This is a genomic window from Flavivirga aquatica (genome assembly GCF_001747085.1).
In the GTDB taxonomy this organism is placed as follows: domain Bacteria; phylum Bacteroidota; class Bacteroidia; order Flavobacteriales; family Flavobacteriaceae; genus Algibacter_C; species Algibacter_C aquatica.
The window spans coordinates 163,648-183,096 of sequence record NZ_MDJD01000034.1; the positions used below are offsets into that span (position 1 = coordinate 163,648).

The 19,449-nt window shown below is 31.3% G+C and carries 17 protein-coding genes; 12 read left to right on the top strand and 5 right to left on the bottom strand.

All coding sequences use genetic code 11. The annotated features are described in order from the left end of the window. The first annotated feature begins 9 nt into the window (after positions 1–9). The 5 genes from A8C32_RS07010 (at position 10) to A8C32_RS07030 (ending at position 5,721) form a co-directional block, all read left to right on the top strand. A complete protein-coding gene (locus tag A8C32_RS07010) occupies positions 10–1,398 on the top strand; it encodes a hypothetical protein (RefSeq protein WP_069829735.1) in 1,389 nt (462 codons plus the stop codon). A gap of 15 nt (positions 1,399–1,413) precedes the next feature. After that, positions 1,414–2,016 carry a hypothetical protein gene (locus tag A8C32_RS07015; protein WP_069829736.1) on the top strand — a complete coding sequence of 201 codons (603 nt, stop codon included), beginning with the start codon at positions 1,414–1,416 and terminating at the stop codon, positions 2,014–2,016. Between the two features lie 6 nt (positions 2,017–2,022). Further along, positions 2,023–2,694 carry a lysozyme gene (locus A8C32_RS07020; protein ID WP_069829737.1) on the top strand — a complete coding sequence of 224 codons (672 nt, stop codon included), beginning with the start codon at positions 2,023–2,025 and terminating at the stop codon, positions 2,692–2,694. 59 nt (positions 2,695–2,753) lie between these two features. After that, complete coding sequence (locus A8C32_RS07025) at positions 2,754–4,061, top strand: D-alanyl-D-alanine carboxypeptidase family protein (protein ID WP_069829738.1); 1,308 nt, start codon at positions 2,754–2,756, stop codon at positions 4,059–4,061. A gap of 124 nt (positions 4,062–4,185) precedes the next feature. Then, the gene (locus A8C32_RS07030) at positions 4,186–5,721 is read left to right on the top strand and encodes a YifB family Mg chelatase-like AAA ATPase (protein WP_069830176.1); all 1,536 of its coding nucleotides are present in this window, start codon (positions 4,186–4,188) and stop codon (positions 5,719–5,721) included. Between the two features lie 587 nt (positions 5,722–6,308). Here the strand turns inward: A8C32_RS07030 and A8C32_RS07035 are convergent. Next, complete coding sequence (locus tag A8C32_RS07035; protein WP_069830177.1) at positions 6,309–7,217, bottom strand: IS1595-like element ISAlg2 family transposase; 909 nt, start codon at positions 7,215–7,217, stop codon at positions 6,309–6,311. 147 nt (positions 7,218–7,364) lie between these two features. On the opposite strand from A8C32_RS07035, the gene A8C32_RS07040 reads away from it, so the two are divergent. The 5 genes from A8C32_RS07040 to A8C32_RS07060 are packed head-to-tail and all read left to right on the top strand — an operon-like array spanning position 7,365 to position 12,042. Further along, positions 7,365–8,498 carry a DUF2891 domain-containing protein gene (locus A8C32_RS07040; protein ID WP_069829739.1) on the top strand — a complete coding sequence of 378 codons (1,134 nt, stop codon included), beginning with the start codon at positions 7,365–7,367 and terminating at the stop codon, positions 8,496–8,498. Further along, positions 8,495–9,727, top strand: a complete 1,233-nt coding sequence (locus A8C32_RS07045) for an Nramp family divalent metal transporter (protein ID WP_069829740.1) — start codon at positions 8,495–8,497, stop codon at positions 9,725–9,727. Before A8C32_RS07040 ends, A8C32_RS07045 begins: the two co-directional genes overlap by 4 nt. Then, a complete protein-coding gene (gene pxpA, locus A8C32_RS07050; RefSeq protein WP_083253275.1) occupies positions 9,727–10,467 on the top strand; it encodes a 5-oxoprolinase subunit PxpA in 741 nt (246 codons plus the stop codon). Before A8C32_RS07045 ends, pxpA begins: the two co-directional genes overlap by 1 nt. A gap of 5 nt (positions 10,468–10,472) precedes the next feature. Then, positions 10,473–11,204: a 5-oxoprolinase subunit PxpB gene (gene pxpB, locus A8C32_RS07055; protein WP_069829741.1), complete on the top strand. Its 732-nt coding sequence runs from the start codon at positions 10,473–10,475 to the stop codon at positions 11,202–11,204. Continuing rightward, positions 11,197–12,042, top strand: a complete 846-nt coding sequence (locus A8C32_RS07060; protein WP_069829742.1) for a 5-oxoprolinase subunit C family protein — start codon at positions 11,197–11,199, stop codon at positions 12,040–12,042. Before pxpB ends, A8C32_RS07060 begins: the two co-directional genes overlap by 8 nt. Here A8C32_RS07060 and deoC read toward each other — a convergent pair. The 4 genes from deoC to clpB all read right to left on the bottom strand — a co-directional run bounded on the left by deoC (position 12,022) and on the right by clpB (position 16,782). Next, complete coding sequence (deoC, locus tag A8C32_RS07065; RefSeq protein ID WP_069829743.1) at positions 12,022–12,687, bottom strand: deoxyribose-phosphate aldolase; 666 nt, start codon at positions 12,685–12,687, stop codon at positions 12,022–12,024. The two genes, A8C32_RS07060 and deoC, sit on opposite strands and share 21 nt — an antisense overlap. A 197-nt stretch (positions 12,688–12,884) precedes the next feature. Further along, positions 12,885–13,382 (bottom strand): acyl-CoA thioesterase, encoded by a 498-nt coding sequence (locus tag A8C32_RS07070; RefSeq protein ID WP_069829744.1) that lies wholly within the window; start codon positions 13,380–13,382, stop codon positions 12,885–12,887. A gap of 46 nt (positions 13,383–13,428) precedes the next feature. Further along, a complete protein-coding gene (locus A8C32_RS07075) occupies positions 13,429–14,025 on the bottom strand; it encodes a TetR/AcrR family transcriptional regulator (RefSeq protein ID WP_069829745.1) in 597 nt (198 codons plus the stop codon). Between the two features lie 150 nt (positions 14,026–14,175). Further along, complete coding sequence (clpB, locus tag A8C32_RS07080; RefSeq protein WP_069829746.1) at positions 14,176–16,782, bottom strand: ATP-dependent chaperone ClpB; 2,607 nt, start codon at positions 16,780–16,782, stop codon at positions 14,176–14,178. A 233-nt stretch (positions 16,783–17,015) separates the two neighbouring features. Here clpB and ytxJ point away from each other — a divergent pair, with 233 nt between their 5' ends. Further along, on the top strand, positions 17,016–17,405 hold the full coding sequence (gene ytxJ, locus A8C32_RS07085; RefSeq protein WP_069829747.1) for a bacillithiol system redox-active protein YtxJ: 390 nt from the start codon (positions 17,016–17,018) through the stop codon (positions 17,403–17,405). 157 nt (positions 17,406–17,562) lie between these two features. Further along, the gene (locus A8C32_RS07090) at positions 17,563–19,344 is read left to right on the top strand and encodes a DUF885 domain-containing protein (protein WP_069829748.1); all 1,782 of its coding nucleotides are present in this window, start codon (positions 17,563–17,565) and stop codon (positions 19,342–19,344) included. The last annotated feature ends 105 nt before the right edge of the window (positions 19,345–19,449 follow it).

The following is a 19,449-nucleotide window of genomic DNA, read 5'->3' on the forward strand; positions in this document are numbered from 1 at the left end:
AGTTTTATAATGAGTGTAACAGCAAAACATTCAGAAAAAGCCAATGAAGAGGAGTTTATAAATGATAAAAAGTCTGTTGTTCCTAATAAAAAAGTTATCGGGAATAAAAAAACAATAGTTATTTCTCATTATGACGATAACCAGCCAGTTTCATTAAGTCTGCCAGAGAGTTTATGTTTTAATGAAGAGTTAAATGAAGCAGAAGAACCTCAGGAAAAACAATCAGTAAATGTATCATATCAATCCTCAGTTTACAATGATGGTATTGAAGATGCAGTCATATTAAGTGAACCACCATATACTCAAGCTAAAAATTTAGAGCCGTATAGTGATGCAAATAGTTATTTTGAAATAGAGCATGAAGCACTTCAAGAAAATAATAATAAACCCAAAAAAGAGTTAACCACTAAATCTTTAAATATACCATTTCAAGAACATAAACATGAAGAATCTATAACGCTTCAAGAAGTTCAAAATAATGAGTCTCAACCAATAGAAATACCTCAATTAAGTGAGGAAGAGAAGTTAGCAGATAAAAAGTTTGAAGATGATTTACGTTCTATTTTAGCACAAAAGCAAACAAACGACAGACAAAGAGAACAAGGGAATCCAGCTGAAGCTGAAAAGAATAAAGATCATGGTATAGCAGATCCGTCAGACGAAGCATTTAAAAAGAAATTAAATGAGAGGCATGCTATTTTCGATCAGATAGCTCAGAGTATGCAAATGGCAAATACTTATGATTTTGGAGCTATAGCAATGAGTAAAAAACTGGATAGCCTAGAGGAAGAAACAAATGAAGATTTTACTCAGAAAATTCAAGATCTTTTAGAGGAAGATAAAAAAAAGGATAAACCATCGTATGCAGGAAAAAAAGAAGATGAGGATAAAGTTTTAACGGAAGATTTTTTAGAAGATATAAATAAACTTAATGAACTGTCTGCGGTACAATCCAAAAAGAAGGAACATTTTACAGAAGACGCGATTATTTTAGAAGATTACTCAATACCAGAAAATAAAGATGTGAATAAAACTAATAGCCCAGTAAAAAAAGTCAATTTATCAAAACAGTCCAGTTTTGATAGTACAATAAGTATCAAACATCGTTATTTAAAAAGTAGAGTATTTAGTGTAACAGATGGCACTGTAGCTGTTACTATAGATTCTAATTGGATTCCAGAAGATTGCTCTAAACATACTCATCTTAATGTAACATTAACTCAGGATATAGACTGGGAGGTTGATTCTGAAAAAGCGACGAAAAAGTTTAAAATAGGTACGGCAGACACGCAAACTTGGTCAGGTTTGCCTTCAGGTAATTATTATTTAACATTCTTTTTTATAAATAATACAAATCCACATTGCGAATTAAGAGGCACAGTAAAAGTAATCACATAATTAAATTTAAGCATCATGAATAATAATAGATTTTTATTTTTAGAAGAAGACCTTAAGGTGTTTTCCGAGCAACCTAGCAAGCTTATACATAAGAAAAAGTATTCTACTCAAAAAACTCCAGCTGCAGGTGTTGCGCTAGCCGGAGCAGTTATAGCAGGTACTGGTGTGGGGTGGCAAATTTTTGAATTTGCTTGGGCACATACAGAGGGCGATATAAAAGTGAAACTAGCCAGAATGGAAGGCGCAAAGCTTCCAGGAGATGATAAGTCTTTTCAAAACAAAGGCACTTGGAAAAAGAAAACAGTAAGAATATATGAAAAAGATGGAAGTAGAATTGGTGATGAGATCTCAGCAAAATTTGATTTATCATTTAAATACAATGGTTATGGTGTTGGGTATATCGATATGGATCATGTAGAGTCTAATGATGCTGTTGCGTTTGGTTTAAATGTTGAAGCTAAATTAATGGCAGATCCTAATACCTATATATCAAATAATGGAGGTCAAGATATGGCTATGGTAGAAGTTACCTTTAATTACCGCTTTACGCATTCATTTCAAAATGATCTTATAAAAGTAAAACGTCTAAAATTATACGGAGACGGCACAGTAATTTAATGTATTATGAGCAATCGATTTCATACACTATTTAACGCACCAAAAGAGCGCTTGCAATTTACTCGAGAGTTGAGTCGGGAGGTTGTAAAGAGTAAACGCGCTAACAAAACGAAAGCGCAAACTATGTTTGTACCCAGTTTAAAGGTGTATTCAGCAAGTACTAATTTATCAAGAATTGCTATTAAAAACTATAAAACAAGTACAAAAGGTATAGATTTTATTAAAGCATGGGAAAAGTTCGAGCCTACAGCTTATAATGATTCCGAAGGCTATTGTACTATTGGATATGGACATTTAATAGCAAAGAATAGGTGCGAGGATATAACACTTCCAGATGAATTTAAAAATGGAATAGCAGAAGGAGAAGCAGATAAGCTTTTTAAAAAACGTCTTACTTCCTATGAGAATGCTATTAAAAGAGACATTACGGTACCACTAAGCCAAAACGAATTTGATGCTTTAGTGAGTTTAGTTTTTAATACTGGAGGGAATTTTTTAAATACAGGAGGAGCAGGAGGTGGCGAAACTAAAATAAAAAAACATATAAACGCGAAGCGTTATAATGCTGGTGCAAATGAAATAGCAGATGTTACTAATGGAGGAGTTTCTGGTTTAGTAAAAAGAAGAAAAGCTGAAATTAATATGTTTAAAAATAATATTTATGATGCAAGTCATTAAAGAGGAATTTCAGTAATAAGATTCTAAGAGAAGTTCGTTAATTAAAAGATTATAGAGTTATGTTAAAGTATTCAAATATTAATAGGTTTTCGGGAGCTAAAACGACCCGAAAAAGTACACAAACACCAAGAAGAAAACGAAATACAATTTCTTTAGGAGAATCTGCTCAAAATTGGACGAACTCTTTTAATTATTTAGAGCCAGAAATTATTGAGCCTAAAATGAAATATAGTGAACAACATACATTGGAAGATGGTCGTGTGGTATGGAATGGAGCAACTCAAGAACAGCTAAATTTTATGCAAACGGTTTATGATATAAATTATACCCGTTATTCTCGTAGAGGTACACCGTATCCAGAACTTTCTAGCAATGAGTTAGAAACAGTACTAGGGAATTATAAATTGAGAAAAGAAGCTTCGCCAAAGTTTAAAGCACTTTTAGAAGCTGCCAAAACAGCAATAAACAAAGCTGGTGTTGATGTGAAAATAGCACTAAATAGTGCTTATAGGTCACCTACACATCAATTTAATTTGTGGATGGATTATTTCCCTAATTACTATAATGAAACACAAGATCATCGTGCATCTTTAGAAGGTGGGCAACATGGAGATAAAGCAGCACAATATTTAGCAAAATATGTAAGATCTAGAATTTCTACACCAGGATTTAGTAATCATAATAATGGACTTGCTATTGATATTAGAAATACAGAAAAAGGAGAATATATAAAAAATAAAACGAAAGCTATATGGATTGAGAAATGGAAATCTAGTTGGCTTTGGACTTGGTTAGTTGCAAATGCTAATACCTATAATTTTTATCAAGAAACAAGTATTAACGAACCTTGGCATTGGGTTTTTAGGCAAGATGCTAATCATTTAACGTCGTCGCAAAGTAAGTATGGTAGAGCGTTAGATAAAAGGGTGTTAAAACTTAAGGAGCGTGTGCCAAATATGAAAGAATATGATGTTGTTGGCAGAATATCGGGAAAAATATTAAGAGGCACTCCTGAGTTTGATGAGCTTATTAAAAATGAAAATCAGAAAATTGTTTTTAAAGATGAAGAAGGTACAGGAGCAGATCATTATATGACCAGTAAACTAAGTGAAAAATTAAACCTGCTAGCAGATCTTGTTATTCAAGAATGGGGAGCAAATATTAAACTTCGAGTAACGGAAGCTTGGGATGAAGATAATGAGCATGCCTCTAAAAGCATACATTATGAAGGACGTGGAGCAGATATAACAACAAGTGATAGAGATAGTTCAAAATTAGGAAGATTAGCACGATTAGCGGTAGAAGTAGGTCTCGATTGGGTGTTTTATGAAGACAATAGCCATGTACATGTGTCTATGAAAAAGTAGTTTAAGAATAATGTAAACTCTTGATTTTTTGAGTTAAACATGATAATAGTTGGATAAATAATAAAACTTAAATTTTGCTCCAATAAATTTTATTTTCTTACGTTTAATGAAGATAAATTATCATATGCTTAAAAAAGTTTTTGGGAGCGCCGTTTTTGGTGTGGAAGCCACAACAATAATTGTTGAGGTAAATGTAGATTCAGGAATAGGTTATCATTTGGTTGGATTACCAGATAATGCTATAAAAGAAAGTAATTACCGCATTGCAGCAGCGCTTCAAAATAATGGTTATAAAATTCCAGGAAAAAAGATAACCATTAATATGGCTCCAGCCGATTTAAGAAAAGAGGGGAGTGCTTATGATTTAACTTTAGCCATTGGTATTCTAGCTGCTTCAAAGCAAATTCAAGCAGAAGATTTAGATAAGTACTTAATTATGGGAGAACTATCGCTTGATGGTGGTTTACAACCCATAAAAGGAGCATTACCCATTGCTGTTAAAGCTAGAGAAGAAGGTTATAAAGGCTTTATTTTACCAAAGCAAAATGCAAAAGAAGCCGCTATTGTTGATGGATTAGATATTTATGGTATAGAGAATATTAAACAGGTTATTAATTTTTTTGATAAAGGAGACGCTCTAGAACAAACTATTATAAATACCAGAGAAGAGTTTTATAAAAACTTAGACTTTCCAGAATTTGATTTTTCAGATGTAAGAGGGCAAGAGGGAATTAAAAGATGTATGGAAATTGCTGCAGCTGGAGGACATAATATTATTTTAATAGGTCCACCAGGAGCAGGTAAAACGATGCTAGCAAAACGATTACCTAGTATTTTACCACCTATGACTTTGTATGAAGCCTTAGAAACTACAAAAATACATTCTGTAGTAGGTCGAGTAAAAGATACTGGACTTATGGCACAACGTCCGTTTAGAAGCCCGCATCATACTATTTCAAATGTAGCACTTGTTGGTGGTGGAAGTTACCCACAACCCGGAGAGATTTCCTTATCACATAATGGTGTTTTGTTTTTAGATGAATTACCCGAGTTTAAAAGAGAGGTTTTAGAAGTAATGCGTCAACCCTTAGAAGATAGAGAGGTTACTATTTCCAGAGCAAAATTTACAGTTACTTACCCTAGTAGTTTTATGTTGGTGGCCAGTATGAATCCTAGCCCAAGTGGTTATTTTAACGATCCAAACGCACCAGTAACTTCAAGTCCAGCCGAAATGCAACGTTATTTAAGTAAAATATCTGGACCTTTATTAGATAGAATAGATATACACATTGAAGTAACTCCAGTTCCATTCGATAAATTATCTGATGATAGAAAAGGAGAAACCTCTGTAGATATAAGAAAGCGTGTTACTAAAGCGAGAGAGATTCAAACTGAACGTTTTATGTCATCAGATGTTGTGCATTATAATGCACAAATGAATACTAAACAAATTCGTAAGTATTGTGTTTTAGATGATGCTTCAAAAGAGCTCTTAAAAACGGCCATGGAGCGATTAAATTTATCTGCTAGAGCTTACGACAGGATTTTGAAAGTATCCCGAACTATCGCAGATTTGGAAGGTGTTGCTATGGTTAATGGTTCGCATATTAGTGAAGCTATTCAATATAGAAGTATGGATAGAGAGGGTTGGTTGGGGTAATTGGTTTATGTTTTTTGTTAGAAGGTACATTAATTAGCTAATAAAGAAATTTTATTATTGATTCTCGTCTTTAAGTATATTTCCAAGCAAGAAAAGTATTCAAATATGGAACTAGATGTACAACTTTATTACTTACCCTTAACGCCACTAGCAAATGCTAACGGTAACAACATACTATACCCGATCCGGGGAGAGAAGTATTTAAAGTTGTTTATGAGTTATTAAATTGGATTTCAAAAATTACTGGATTCACATATAATGAAATTAATATTATAGTTTATTTCATCTTTATCCCATTTATCTTTATCTATTTGATAGATAAAATCTTTAAAATAAATTATTTAAAGATAGGATATGGAATAATACTATTTCTTTTTTTGTTTTTATTCCAGATTTTAAAAGTTTTTCAAATCAGTTGTTTGATAAATCGGTAGATTTTTTAAACTGGTTTGAAATAGTAGGATAGACTATGTTCAGGCATCGGTAGTTATTTGTGGATAGTTCCAATAATTATTTTTTATATTTTAGTTAGATTGAATAAAAAAGAAGATTAAAGTATAAAATTTTTCTTGAATATCCGTTTTTACTCATAATCCAGTAATTCCAGCTATTACTAGTCTATCGAATAGTTTTTCCTCAAAATATCTTCGATTGAGTTTGTAAACAAATTCGTTTAGGTAGAGTTGTAGGTATTTGCCTTTAATTTTGTGATAATTTCCAAGTAAGTTTCGTTTGGCATTGCTTATGGTAATATGTACCCATTTCAAGGTCTCTTTAGTAGTTTGTTTATCTGATTTTTCACTAATATGTAGTTCTACAAAATCAGCAATATCAACATATGAAGTACTTTTATCAGTAAAAACAATGCTTTGTTCGTCTAAAGACTCTTTAACAGTATCATTTACACCATCAGCCTTATGATCTGTCAGCACTTTGGCTTTAAAGTAGCGACATTGGCGATCCTTCTTGTTGGTTTTCGGGTCTTCTAAGGGAGTGGATTCTGCCATTATCATTACGTTTTGCTTTCCTACTGCACCACGACCTCTTTTTCCTTTTTGTTGCTCTATTTCAGAAGATTCGACCGTAAAATAACCTTCATCCATTTCAATCATACCTTCTAAAGTATAGCGGGCATCTCTGTTACCCATTGCTTTACGAAGTTTATGAACCATCGCCCAGACAGGTTTATACCTTTTTAAACCAAGCTGTTTCTGGATTTCTTTAGAAGAAAATCCTTTCTTGGTAGTAGTCATCAAAAACATTGTCTTATACCATATCATAAAAGATAGATTAGAATTTTGCATAATAGTACCACTTCTCAAAGATGTACGGGCTCTACAAGATTTGCACTCATAGCTCCAAACAGCCTTTATCCAATAGTGATGAGTATGACCACAACGCTGGCATTTAACTCCTATCTTATCTCTTTCTTGCTTAAAATGAGTACGACAAGCTTCTTCACTATCAAAATGGGCGGTAAAACTAAAAATATTCATGACTTGTTTTTTTAACAAAATAAGCATTTTTAATCAATTATTAGTAATTACGGATATTCAAAAAATTTTTAAAAGAAACTCATTAATTAACTATGGTAATGTATCATTTGTTACTTAATTTATATAACTAATTCTTAAGTTTATAATATGAAAAAATATATACTAATTTCTATAACAGCTTTAATATTAAGTTGTAATACTTCTAAAAAAGAGGGACAAAAAACAAAAATAATAAAGGAGCCAATATTAAACACTAATAATAACCCAATTTATGGCATTCCAAAATTAGATTTAAAAGGTGCTAATACTTTAGTAGAATTACCATTGCATTGTATAAATACCGAATACCCCAACAGGTTATCGCAAACCCTTGGAGGAGATGAAGATTTAAAATCACCAAGTACATTACATCCGGCTTTTTATGGATGTTTCGATTGGCATTCTTCGGTTCATGGGCATTGGAGTTTAGTAAGTTTGTTAAAGTCTTTCCCAAATATTGATAATGTAGAAGCGATTAAACAACGACTTCTTAAAAATATTTCTAAAGCACATATAGAAGCAGAGATTCAATATTTTTATGGAAAACATAATAAGTCTTACGAACGGACTTATGGATGGGCTTGGTTATTAAAACTGGCAGAGGAAATACATACTTGGGATACTCCAGTAGCTAGAGTATTAGAAGAAAACCTTCAACCATTAACAAATTTAATTATTGAAAAATATATAGCATTTTTACCAAAGCTAAATTACCCACTTCGTGTAGGAACTCATACAAATACTGCTTTCGGGTTATCCTTTGCTTATGATTATGCTCAAACAACCAACCATGAAGCTTTAAAAGCTGCAATTAAAGAAAGAGCTACTTTTTTCTTTTTAAAAGATGAAAATTGTCCAATGTCATGGGAGCCAAGTGGAACAGATTTTTTATCCCCTTGTTTAGAAGAAGCCGCTTTAATGAAGCGGCTATTATCAAAAGAGGAATTTAAACCATGGTTAGATGCTTTTTTGCCTGAGTTAAAAGATAAAAATTTCACTTTAGAAACTGGAAAAGTATCAGATAGAACAGATGGTCATTTAGTTCATTTAGATGGTGTTAATTTTTCGCGGGCATGGAGTTTAAATAAGATAGCAGAAGGGCTACCAGAATACAATCACTTAAGGTTTATTGCAAATAATCATATAAATCATTCATTACCTAGTATTGTAGGAGATAGTTACGAAGGAGGGCATTGGTTAGGTAGTTTTGCTATTTATGCGTTGAATTCTACAAAAGAATGATAAAAGCATGGTTTAAAAACATAGGTCCAGGTCCGTTAGTAGCAGCAGCATTTATAGGTCCGGGTACAGTTACAGTTTGTACACTTGCAGGTGTAACTTTTGGGTATGCATTGCTTTGGGCGATGTTATTATCAATAATAGCAACTATCGTATTACAAGAAATGTCCGCTCGTTTGGGGATTATTTCTCAAAAAGGTTTATCGGAAATTATTAGAACAGAAATCAAGAACCCTATAATTAAAGGTGTTGCCGTTTTGTTGATTCTTTCCGCTATTGTTATAGGAAATGCAGCTTATGAGGCAGGAAATATTAGTGGAGGTGTTTTAGGTTTAGAAGCGATTATTAATAACCCTAATTTTAATATAAATGGACTTTCTATTAATACGTTTAGTATTGTAATAGGAGTTATAGCTTTTGTACTATTATATATAGGGAATTATAAAGTATTAGAGAAAGTTTTAGTATTGCTGGTAATTTTAATGAGTTTAGCATTTTTAATAACAGCTATTATTGTAAAGCCGAATGTTACAGATATTATAAAAGGTATATTCGTACCTAAATTTCCAAAAGATAGTATTCTAACAGTTATTGGGCTTATTGGAACTACAGTAGTACCGTATAATTTATTTTTACATGCAGCTTTAGTGAAAGAGAAATGGCATGATACTACCGATTTAAAATTTGCTAGAAAGGATACGATTATAGCTGTGGTTTTAGGCGGATTGGTGTCCATGTGTATTATAATTTCCGCAGCTTCTATTCAATCCCAAGATATTTCAAACGCATCAGATTTAGCAAAAGGATTAGAGCCTTTATTTGGAAGTTTTTCTAAATATTTTTTAGCAATAGGTTTGTTTTCTGCAGGAATTACTAGTGCCATTACAGCTCCTTTAGCTGCAGCATATGTAGCTAGTGGTTGTTTGGGTTGGAGTAATGATTTACGATCCAACAAATTTAGAATTGTTTGGATTTTTATTTTATTACTTGGTGTTTTGTGTTCTTCTCTAGGTATTAAATCTATAGATATTATAAAATTTGCTCAAGTAGCAAATGGTATTTTATTACCTGTAATAGCTGGGGTTTTAATTTGGATTATGAATAAATCTTCAGTTTTAGGAGTTTATAAAAATAATATTAAACAGAATATTTTAGGGTTTATCATTCTATTAATTAGTATCTTGCTATCTGTAGCTACATTAAATAAGGTCTTTCAATTAAATTTATTTTAGTGATACATAAACGTATTGATATAAATGCAGATGTAGGTGAAGGTATTAATAATGAATCTCAATTGATGCCTCATATTTCTTCATGTAATATTGCTTGTGGTGGCCATGCAGGAGATTTAGAGACTATGAAAGCTGTCGTTAAGCTAGCAAAACAGAATCGAGTAAAAATAGGTGCTCATCCATCGTTTCCAGACAAAGAAAATTTTGGACGTGTTAAAATGAGTATGTCATGCGCAGCTTTATTTACGTCATTAAAACAGCAAGTAGATGATTTACTAAAGGTTCTTAATAATGAAAATGCTAGGTTGCACCATATCAAACCACATGGTGCACTTTATAACTTAGCTATGGTCGATGAGAAAATTGCAAATGTAATTGTAGAGATTGTAAAAAGTTTTGTATTACCTATAAAACTATATGTTCCGTTTAATTCTCTTATTGCTCAAGTAGCGATAGAAAATAATATTCCAGTTATTTATGAAGCTTTTGCTGATAGAAATTATAATGATGATTTAACGTTGGTTTCAAGAAAGGACAAAGAAGCCATAATTGATGATGAAGTTGATATGTTTAATCATGTTTATAATATAATTATGAATCAAAAAGTGAAAACTATAAATAATGTAAGTATAGCAATAAAAGCTGATACATATTGCGTTCATGGAGATCATCCAGAAACTTTAAATTTACTTAAAACTTTAAGACATAAACTTGAAGATAAAGGAATTAAAATTATTTAATTTTAATGGGTTTTGATGTTATATATAAACGTTATGCCGAATCTTCTATACTTATAGAATGGCCAGATTTAATTAATGTATCTATTTTAGATGATATTTTACTTTTTAAAGAAAAAATATTAAAGCATGGTTTAAATCAAGGAATTGAAATAATACAAGCTTATAATGCATTGTTAGTCAATTATGAGGAAGCACATTTTAATTTTGAAAATAAATTATCTGAATTAAAAAAAATTTACATATCAAAAACCCGAATTTCTAGAGAACCTCCCAGATTATGGAAGATCCCTGTATGTTACGATGATCAATTTGGTATAGATTTGGAGGTTATATCTCAGCAAAAAAAAATATCAAAAGAGGATATTATAACGTATCACCACAGCTCCCTTTATACTGTTTATTTTATTGGTTTTTTGCCAGGATTTTTATATTTAGGTGGTTTAAATGAGAAGCTATTTATACCCAGAAGGTCAACACCAAGGTTACAAATAGAAAAAGGAGCAGTTGCTATTGGAGGAAATCAAACAGGGGTGTATCCAAAAGAAAGTCCGGGAGGTTGGCATATTATAGGAAATTCACCAATTAATTTTTTTAATATCGATAGTGAAACACCTTGTTTTGCAAGAGCTAGAGACCGCATTCAATTTCAGCCAGTTTCCTTAAAAGCATATTACGATGTAAAAGTATTGGTTGAAGCAGGTGTTTATCAATTAGAAAGTGAGGTGATTGATGATTAAAATTTTAAACCCCGGTTTTTATTCTTCCATACAAGATTTAGGACGTGTAGGCTATCAACAATACGGTATTCCTTTTTCTGGAGTTATGGATAAGCATGCAGCAGCATTTTCAAATGTATTATTAGGAAATATTAAATCTGCAGCAGTTATAGAAATGACTATGACAGGGCCAACATTACAGTTTAATACAAATACATTAATCTGTATATCTGGAGCGAACATGAATCCGACTCTAAATAACATACCAGTTAAGTACAATAGAGTGATTAAAATAACTGAAGGAGATATTTTAAGTTTTGGGAAGTTAATTACTGGATTTAGAAGTTATTTAGCTGTTTTGGGAGGTTTTCAGTCTGAAATTGTAATGAATAGCCAAAGTATGTATGCAGGCATTACAAAAGAATTTGTATTACGAAAGGGAGATCATTTAGCTATTAAAATTAATAATAGTTTAGAAGAAAACCATAACGCAATATTAAGAGTAAATAGTTCGTATTTGAAAACTTCTCGTATCGAAGTTTTTAAGGGCGCTGAATTTAATTTGCTTTCCACAGAACAGCAACGAAAATTATTCACTAATAATTTTACTATTTCTAAAAATAATAATAGAATGGCTTATCAATTAGAAGAACCATTTATAAATTTTTTAAAACCAATAATAACATCTCCAGTACTTCCAGGAACGGTACAGTTAACACCTTCTGGAAAACTTATTATATTAATGAGAGATTGCCAAACTACTGGGGGATACCCCAGAATTTTACAGGTTAAAGAAACAGGTATAAATATATTGTCACAAAAATTTACAGGTAATGGCTTAAGCTTCAAGCTTGCTTAATATATCGTCTTTAACGATATCTAAAGCAGAAGATGTACCAATTCTATCTGCTCCAGCTTCAATAAATTTATGAGCAGTATCATAATTTGAAATACCTCCAGATGCTTTTATTTTCATAGCATCTTTAACTATTTTCTTTATAATTTTTACAGCAGTAAATGTAGCTCCACTTTTAGAAAAACCTGTAGATGTTTTAATAAAATCGGCTTTAGCATCTAAACAAATTTCACAAGCTTTTACAACCTCATTTTTGTTTAATTCAGAAATTTCTATAATAACTTTTAAAGGAATTTCTCCTATAGCTAGTTTTACATCGCTAATGTCTTTTAAAACAGATACGTAGTTTTTACTTTTTAGGTAACCTAAATTAATAACCATATCTATTTCATTTGCACCATCCTTTATTGCATTTTTTGCTTCATATATTTTGGCTTTAGTAGACATGGCTCCAAAAGGAAACCCTACTACAGTACATATTTTAACGTTAGTATCTTCTAATATTTGTTTTGCTAAGGGAACATATGACGTATTAATGCAAATAGCATAAAAGTTATTTTCTCTCGCATCATGGCAAAGATTGATTATTTCACGCTCTGTTGTGGTGGGATTCAAGAGCGTATAATCAATATACTCAGAAATATTCATTTTTTAAATAGGTTTTGTTATGTAGCTTATCGAAAATAAAGCTGAATCTTTAATGTGTTTAGTGTAGGTTGGAGCACACAACAATGCTAAGCTAAAAATAAAAAACTGTAAAACCTTATTGTTTTACAATTTTTAGATTAACGGCGGTAATTATTACAAATAATGGAATTTTGTGTTAAAATTATTTTATTTTTTAGTTAATTTTTTATTAAATCACTTTTTATTAGGCTTAATCGTTGTTCAAATGTTTGGCTATCTAAAAATATAGAGGTTTTAACAGATTGAAATAATTGCATATAATCTTCTGTATGATTCTCTCTTTTTTGCTTTAATAGATTAAAATGAACAAATCCACACCAAATAATTGATTTCAAATGACTCTTGTCTTCATCGTACATGCGCATTTCTACTAATAATTCACTATTTGTAAAGTTTATTAATTCAGATTCAATTATAACATTTTCCGTTAGAAAAGCAGGCTTTAAATAAGCTATTTGGTTGGTGCTAGATACCCAACTTTTTCCTATTTTTTTAGCTATTTTATAAATATCAAGATTATAATGTTCAATTAAAACATCTTCTCTATGATTCATAAAATAATTGATATAACTCCCATTATTAAGATGATTAAAAGGATCGCAGTCTTGAAACCGAATTTTTGTTTTGCTTTGTAATACATTTGGTAATACTTCCATAATTCTCTGTTTTAATACCGTTTGGTATATTTTTGATTAAATTTTTTTAAATTTTAAGTTCTCGGTTTATTATTTGATTTATTAGACTCATAGTGTCTTTCATGTAAAATTCATCATTCATAGTATAAGTCATAAAAATAGCACCTTGTATCATCGTATCTATATGTTTGGCATAAAGCATGGCATTAATTTCTGATGATATTTCTCCCTCTTCAATACCGTTTTCTATTATTGTGCATAGTTTGTCTTGAATGCGTTGAATAGTATCTCTTACTTTATTAAGTAATTCTGAATTACAGTTATTAGCATAGACACCAATATTTAAGATAGGACAACCTCCTAATTGTTTACTAAACTCATAATAGTTTTTATAAAAATCTGTTATTAAAAATAATTTTTCAATAGGAGAATTACTCTTATCTAAATGTATAGATAATGGTTTCATTAAAGATGCAACCATATATTTAAAAGTTGCATATACTAAATCTTCTTTATTTTTAAAATTACCATAAATAGAACCTTTTGTTAAACCAGTAGCCTTTGTTATGTCATTTAAACTTGTTGCAGCGTACCCGTTTTTATTAAATATAGGAGCAGAGACTTCTATTATATATTGTGAAGTAAGTTCAGCTTTTGTTTTCATAATATTACAAATATACAAAAATATACCATTTGGTATATTTTTGTATAATAAAAAAAGCAACAATCACCTTTATAATAAAGATTCATGTTGCTTTTCAACTAACCAACCATATACATAAACTGTATTTAATTCATTTTATTATAATTATTTTTAAAAATTTTCACTAACTAAATTAGATTGATTCCTAAAAACTAAATTATCATTAAAAGAATCTAGTAAAATAATACTATCGGTTGTCACTTTACCAGCTAAAATTTCTTTACTTAAAGCATTTAATACTTCTTTTTGAATTACACGTTTTACAGGTCTTGCTCCATATTCAGGGTTATAACCTTTATCGGCCAAATAACTAATAGCTTCAGAAGTTGCATCAAAAGTAATGCCTTGCTGTGCAATCATTTTAGTAATTCCTTTTAATTGTAATCCAACAATATCTACAATGTTTTCTTTGCTTAAAGGCGTAAACATAATAGTATCATCTATTCTATTTAAAAATTCTGGACGCACACTTTGTTTAAGTAAACCTAGAACATCAATTTTAGCACTTTCAATTGCCGAATCAATATCTTTAGAAGCTTGAAAACGTTCTTGAATAAGATGACTTCCAATATTGGAGGTCATAATAATAATCGTGTTTTTAAAATCTGCTACACGACCTTTGTTATCTGTTAAATGGCCTTCATCTAAAACTTGTAATAGAATATTAAAGGTATCTGGATGTGCTTTTTCAATCTCATCTAAAAGCACTACAGAATAGGGTTTACGTCTCACAGATTCTGTAAGTTGACCACCTTCATCATAGCCCACATATCCTGGAGGCGCACCAACCAATCTACTCACGGCATGACGTTCTTGATATTCGCTCATATCAATTCTTGTCATAGCATTTTCATCATCAAATAAATATTCAGCTAAAGCTTTTGCAAGTTCCGTTTTTCCAACACCAGTAGTTCCTAAAAATAAGAATGAACCAATAGGTTTTTGTGGGTTTTGTAAGCCTGCACGACTTCTTCTAACAGCATCACTAACCGCTATAATAGCTTCTTCTTGTCCTACTACACGTTTATGCAATTCTTCTTCAAGTTTTAAAAGTTTTTCACGCTCACTTTGCACCATTTTAGTGACAGGAATTCCAGTCCATTTAGCAACTACTTCGGCAATATCATCATAGGTAACTTCCTCTTTTATTAAAGCGTGTTCTTGCTGATTGGAAAGAATTTCTTGCTGTGCTTCAAGCGTTTCTTGAGCCTTTTTAATTTTCCCATAGCGCAATTCTGCTACCTTACCATAATCGCCATCACGTTCTGCACGCTCAGCTTCCAGTTTATAGTTTTCAATAGCTTGTTTTGTATTTTGAATGTTATCGACAACCTCTTTTTCGCTTTTCCATTTAGCATTTATTTCATTTCTAGCTTCTTTTATATTAGCTAAGTCTGAACGGAGCGTTTTTAATTTAGTCTCGTCTTTCTCACGTTTAATGGCTTCAATTTCAATTTCAATTTGCATAATTTTTCTATCAAGAACATCTAATTCTTCAGGTTTAGAATTAATTTCCATACGAAGTTTAGAGGCAGCTTCATCCATTAAATCAATAGCCTTATCTGGTAAATATCTATTTGTTATATACCTTGTGGATAGTTCTACTGCTCCTATGATGGCTTCATCTTTTATGCGTACTTTATGGTGTGTTTCGTATTTCTCTTTAATACCCCTAAGAATAGAAATGGCACTTTCTGTATCTGGCTCATCTACCATTACTTTCTGGAAACGACGTTCTAAAGCTTTGTCTTTTTCAAAGTATTTTTGATATTCATCTAGAGTTGTCGCACCAATAGCGCGTAGTTCTCCACGAGCTAAAGCAGGTTTTAAAATATTTGCAGCATCCATAGCGCCTTGACCACCTCCAGCACCTACAAGTGTATGTATTTCATCAATAAATAAAACAATATCACCATCACTAGTAGTTACTTCTTTAATAACAGCTTTTAAGCGTTCTTCAAATTCGCCTTTAAATTTTGCACCAGCTATGAGGGTACCCATATCGAGTGCAAATATTTGTTTATCTTTTAAATTTTCTGGAATATCACCATCAATAATTCTGTGAGCTAAACCTTCTGCAATAGCAGTTTTACCAGTTCCTGGCTCACCAACTAAAATGGGATTGTTTTTTGTTCGACGCGATAAAATTTGAAGAATTCTTCGTATTTCCTCATCACGACCAATAACAGGGTCTAATTTGCCATCTTTTGCTAATTGATTTAAGTTTTTAGCATATTTGTTTAATGCATTGTAGGTCTCTTCCTGACTTTGAGAGGTTACATTTTCACCTTTGCGCAATTCTTGAATACTAGCAGTTAAGGTTTTTTCTGTAACACCTTGGTCTTTTAGCATTTGAGCTATTTTACTTTTAGATTTAAAAATAGCTAAAATTAAATGCTCAATAGATACAAAATCATCCTTCATTTTCTTAGCAATAATGGAGGCCTCATTTAAACTTTTCCCTGCTTCTCGAGATAGCATTAATTCACTTCCAGTAACTTTTGAAAAACTTTCTATTTGTTTATCTAAAGCCTGTTTTATTATAGAAATATTAACATTTAATTTTTTTAAAATAAATGGTAATACGTTTTCATCAACTTCAAAAATGCCTTTAAAAACATGTTCGTTTTCAATTTGCTGATGTCCAAAGCCTTGAGCAATTTGTTGTGCTTGCTGTATGGCTTCTTGAGATTTTATTGTATAATTATTTAGGTTCATAGATTATATTTTTGTTTCCGCAGAAGCAGATAGTTTTTATTATTTTACTTTTACAAGCTGATTAATTCAATAACCTTACCAATAGGTTTTGCAAGACATAATGTCCTGTTATCCTTTTGTTTTAGTGACTTTTAGTCAGTTTGTAAGATTTAGAATTAGTTTCGACTTAAATAGAGCATTGAATATATTATGAATTAAATTTTCGCTTTTGCGGAAATGAAAAAGTAGAATTTATGGGATTATTAAACAAAATATTTGGAGGTACATCTGAAAAAAAAGAAGAAAAATTATTGCCTTGGATTCCTTTAAATACGGTCTCTCAATTAAATCAAATACAAAAGAAATCGAGCACTAAAACACAAGTTGTTTTTAAACACTCTACACGTTGTGGAATTAGTAGAATGGTAATGAATCAATTTGTTGAAACGTACGATCTTACAGAGAAAGATTTAGATTTATACTACTTAGATCTTTTAAATTATAGAGAGGTATCTAATGAAGCAGGATATAAATTCCAAGTGATGCATGAATCACCTCAAATTTTAGTTATTAAAAATGGTGTTGTAGTTGCTCATGCTTCTCATGGAGCTATTAATCAAGTGGGTTTAAGTAAGTTTATATAAGTATTGCATACAGTAGGGTATACTTTCAATTAGGTATAGATACCTGTAATTAGTAGACTAATATATTTTATAAACCATGATAATGTTTTACAAAGGTATTTGTGAGATATTATTGTGGTTTTTTGTTTAAATTTACTGAGTTCAAAAATATAGATCTATGAAAACCCTAATCACTTCCTGTTTTGTTGTTTTTTTACTAATATCTTGTAAAGAAACAAAGTCTAAAGAAGTTGTTGTGGAAGATTCTGCAGCAAAATTTAATGAATTACTAGTAAATTATAATGAAGAGGGATTTCAATTAAACCCTATAAAAGCCACAAATGCTGGTGATAGCCGTTTTAATGATCAATTCCCCGATTTTTTGTCGGACGATTATAAGGCTAAAAAGAAAGCATACTACACTAAATATAAAAATGCTTTAGTCCAAATAGATCAATCTGAACTTACAGCTACAGAAAAAATGAGTATGGCTGTTTTAAAATGGGATTGCGATATTAATCTTGAGGCTATGGTTTTTGATAAAGACTTAATGCCTATAGATCAAATGTGGTCTAAAAATCTAGATTTTAATCAATTAGCAGGAGGTACTAATGCGCAACCGTTTAAAACGGTTAAAGATTATAAGGATTGGTTAGCTCGTATTGATGGCTATTTGGTATGGTTGACATCTGCTAAAGAAAAAATGCAAACAGGTATAGGCAAAGGCGTAGTTTTGCCAAAATCATTAATAGTAAAAGTGATTCCTCAATTTGAAACATTAGCAACAGGAAAAGCAGAAGACCATTTATATTATAGTCCAATAAATCAAATTCCAGAAACATTTGCAGAAGAAGAAAAACAAGAGCTAACAGCAGCCTATAAAAATATGGTGGCTAATAAAGTTATGCCCGCTCATAAAGATATAGCAAACTTCTTAAAAAATGATTATTTGCCAAAGGGTAGAACCTCTAGCGGTATTAATGCAACACCACTTGGAGATGCTTATTATAATCATCAAATTAAGTTATATACCACGACATCAATGACAGCAGACGAAATCCATAATTTAGGGTTAAAAGAAGTTGCTCGTATACTAGGGGAAATGGAAGCTGTTAAAAAAGAAGTAGGTTTTAAAGGTGATTTAAAAGCCTTCTTCGATCATGTAAGAACTAACAAAAAACTGATGCCTTTTACAGAACGTTCGCAGGTTATTGCTTTTTACGATAGTATTCATAATGTTATGAAACCTCAAATAGATAAGCTTTTTGGTAAACAACCTAAAACACCATTTGAAGTTAGACGAACAGAACCTTTTAGAGAGAAATCTGCTGCAGCAAACTATAGCCAAGGCTCCTTAGATGGCACCCGTCCAGGGATTTTTTATACACCAATACCTTATGTAACAGAGTATAATATTTTCGATAAAGAAGATTTGTTCTTGCATGAAGCCATTCCTGGGCATCACTTCCAGATATCTTTAGCACAAGAAAGCAAAGAATTACCAGAATTTAGAAAAACCTTATGGTATAGTGCCTATGGAGAAGGATGGGCCTTATATACAGAGTCTATGGGTAAAGAATTAGGACTTTATAAAGATCCTTATCAATATTTTGGGATGTTAAGTGCAGAAATGCATCGTGCGATAAGGTTGGTTGTAGATACTGGACTTCACACAAAGGGATGGACTAGGGAAGAAGCTATACAATATTCTCTAGATAATGAAGCTGAAGCAGAAGATACTATTGTAAGAGAAATTGAACGTTATATGGCTAATCCTGGACAAGCATTATCATATAAAATTGGGCAATTAAAAATTAGAGAATTAAGATCTAGAGCTAAGACAGCTTTAGGTAATAAATTTGATATTAAAGAATTTCATAATCAAGTACTAGAAACAGGTTGTATTCCTTTGCAATTGTTAGAAAATAAAATTGATGACTGGATTGCTGTTAGTAAATAGTTTAGAGTAAAAGTGTTAGTTTATTTATTGTATGTGATTTAAAATTATGAATAAGGAAAATAATAGCATATCAATTAATTATTCAAGATCATTATTATTTTCATT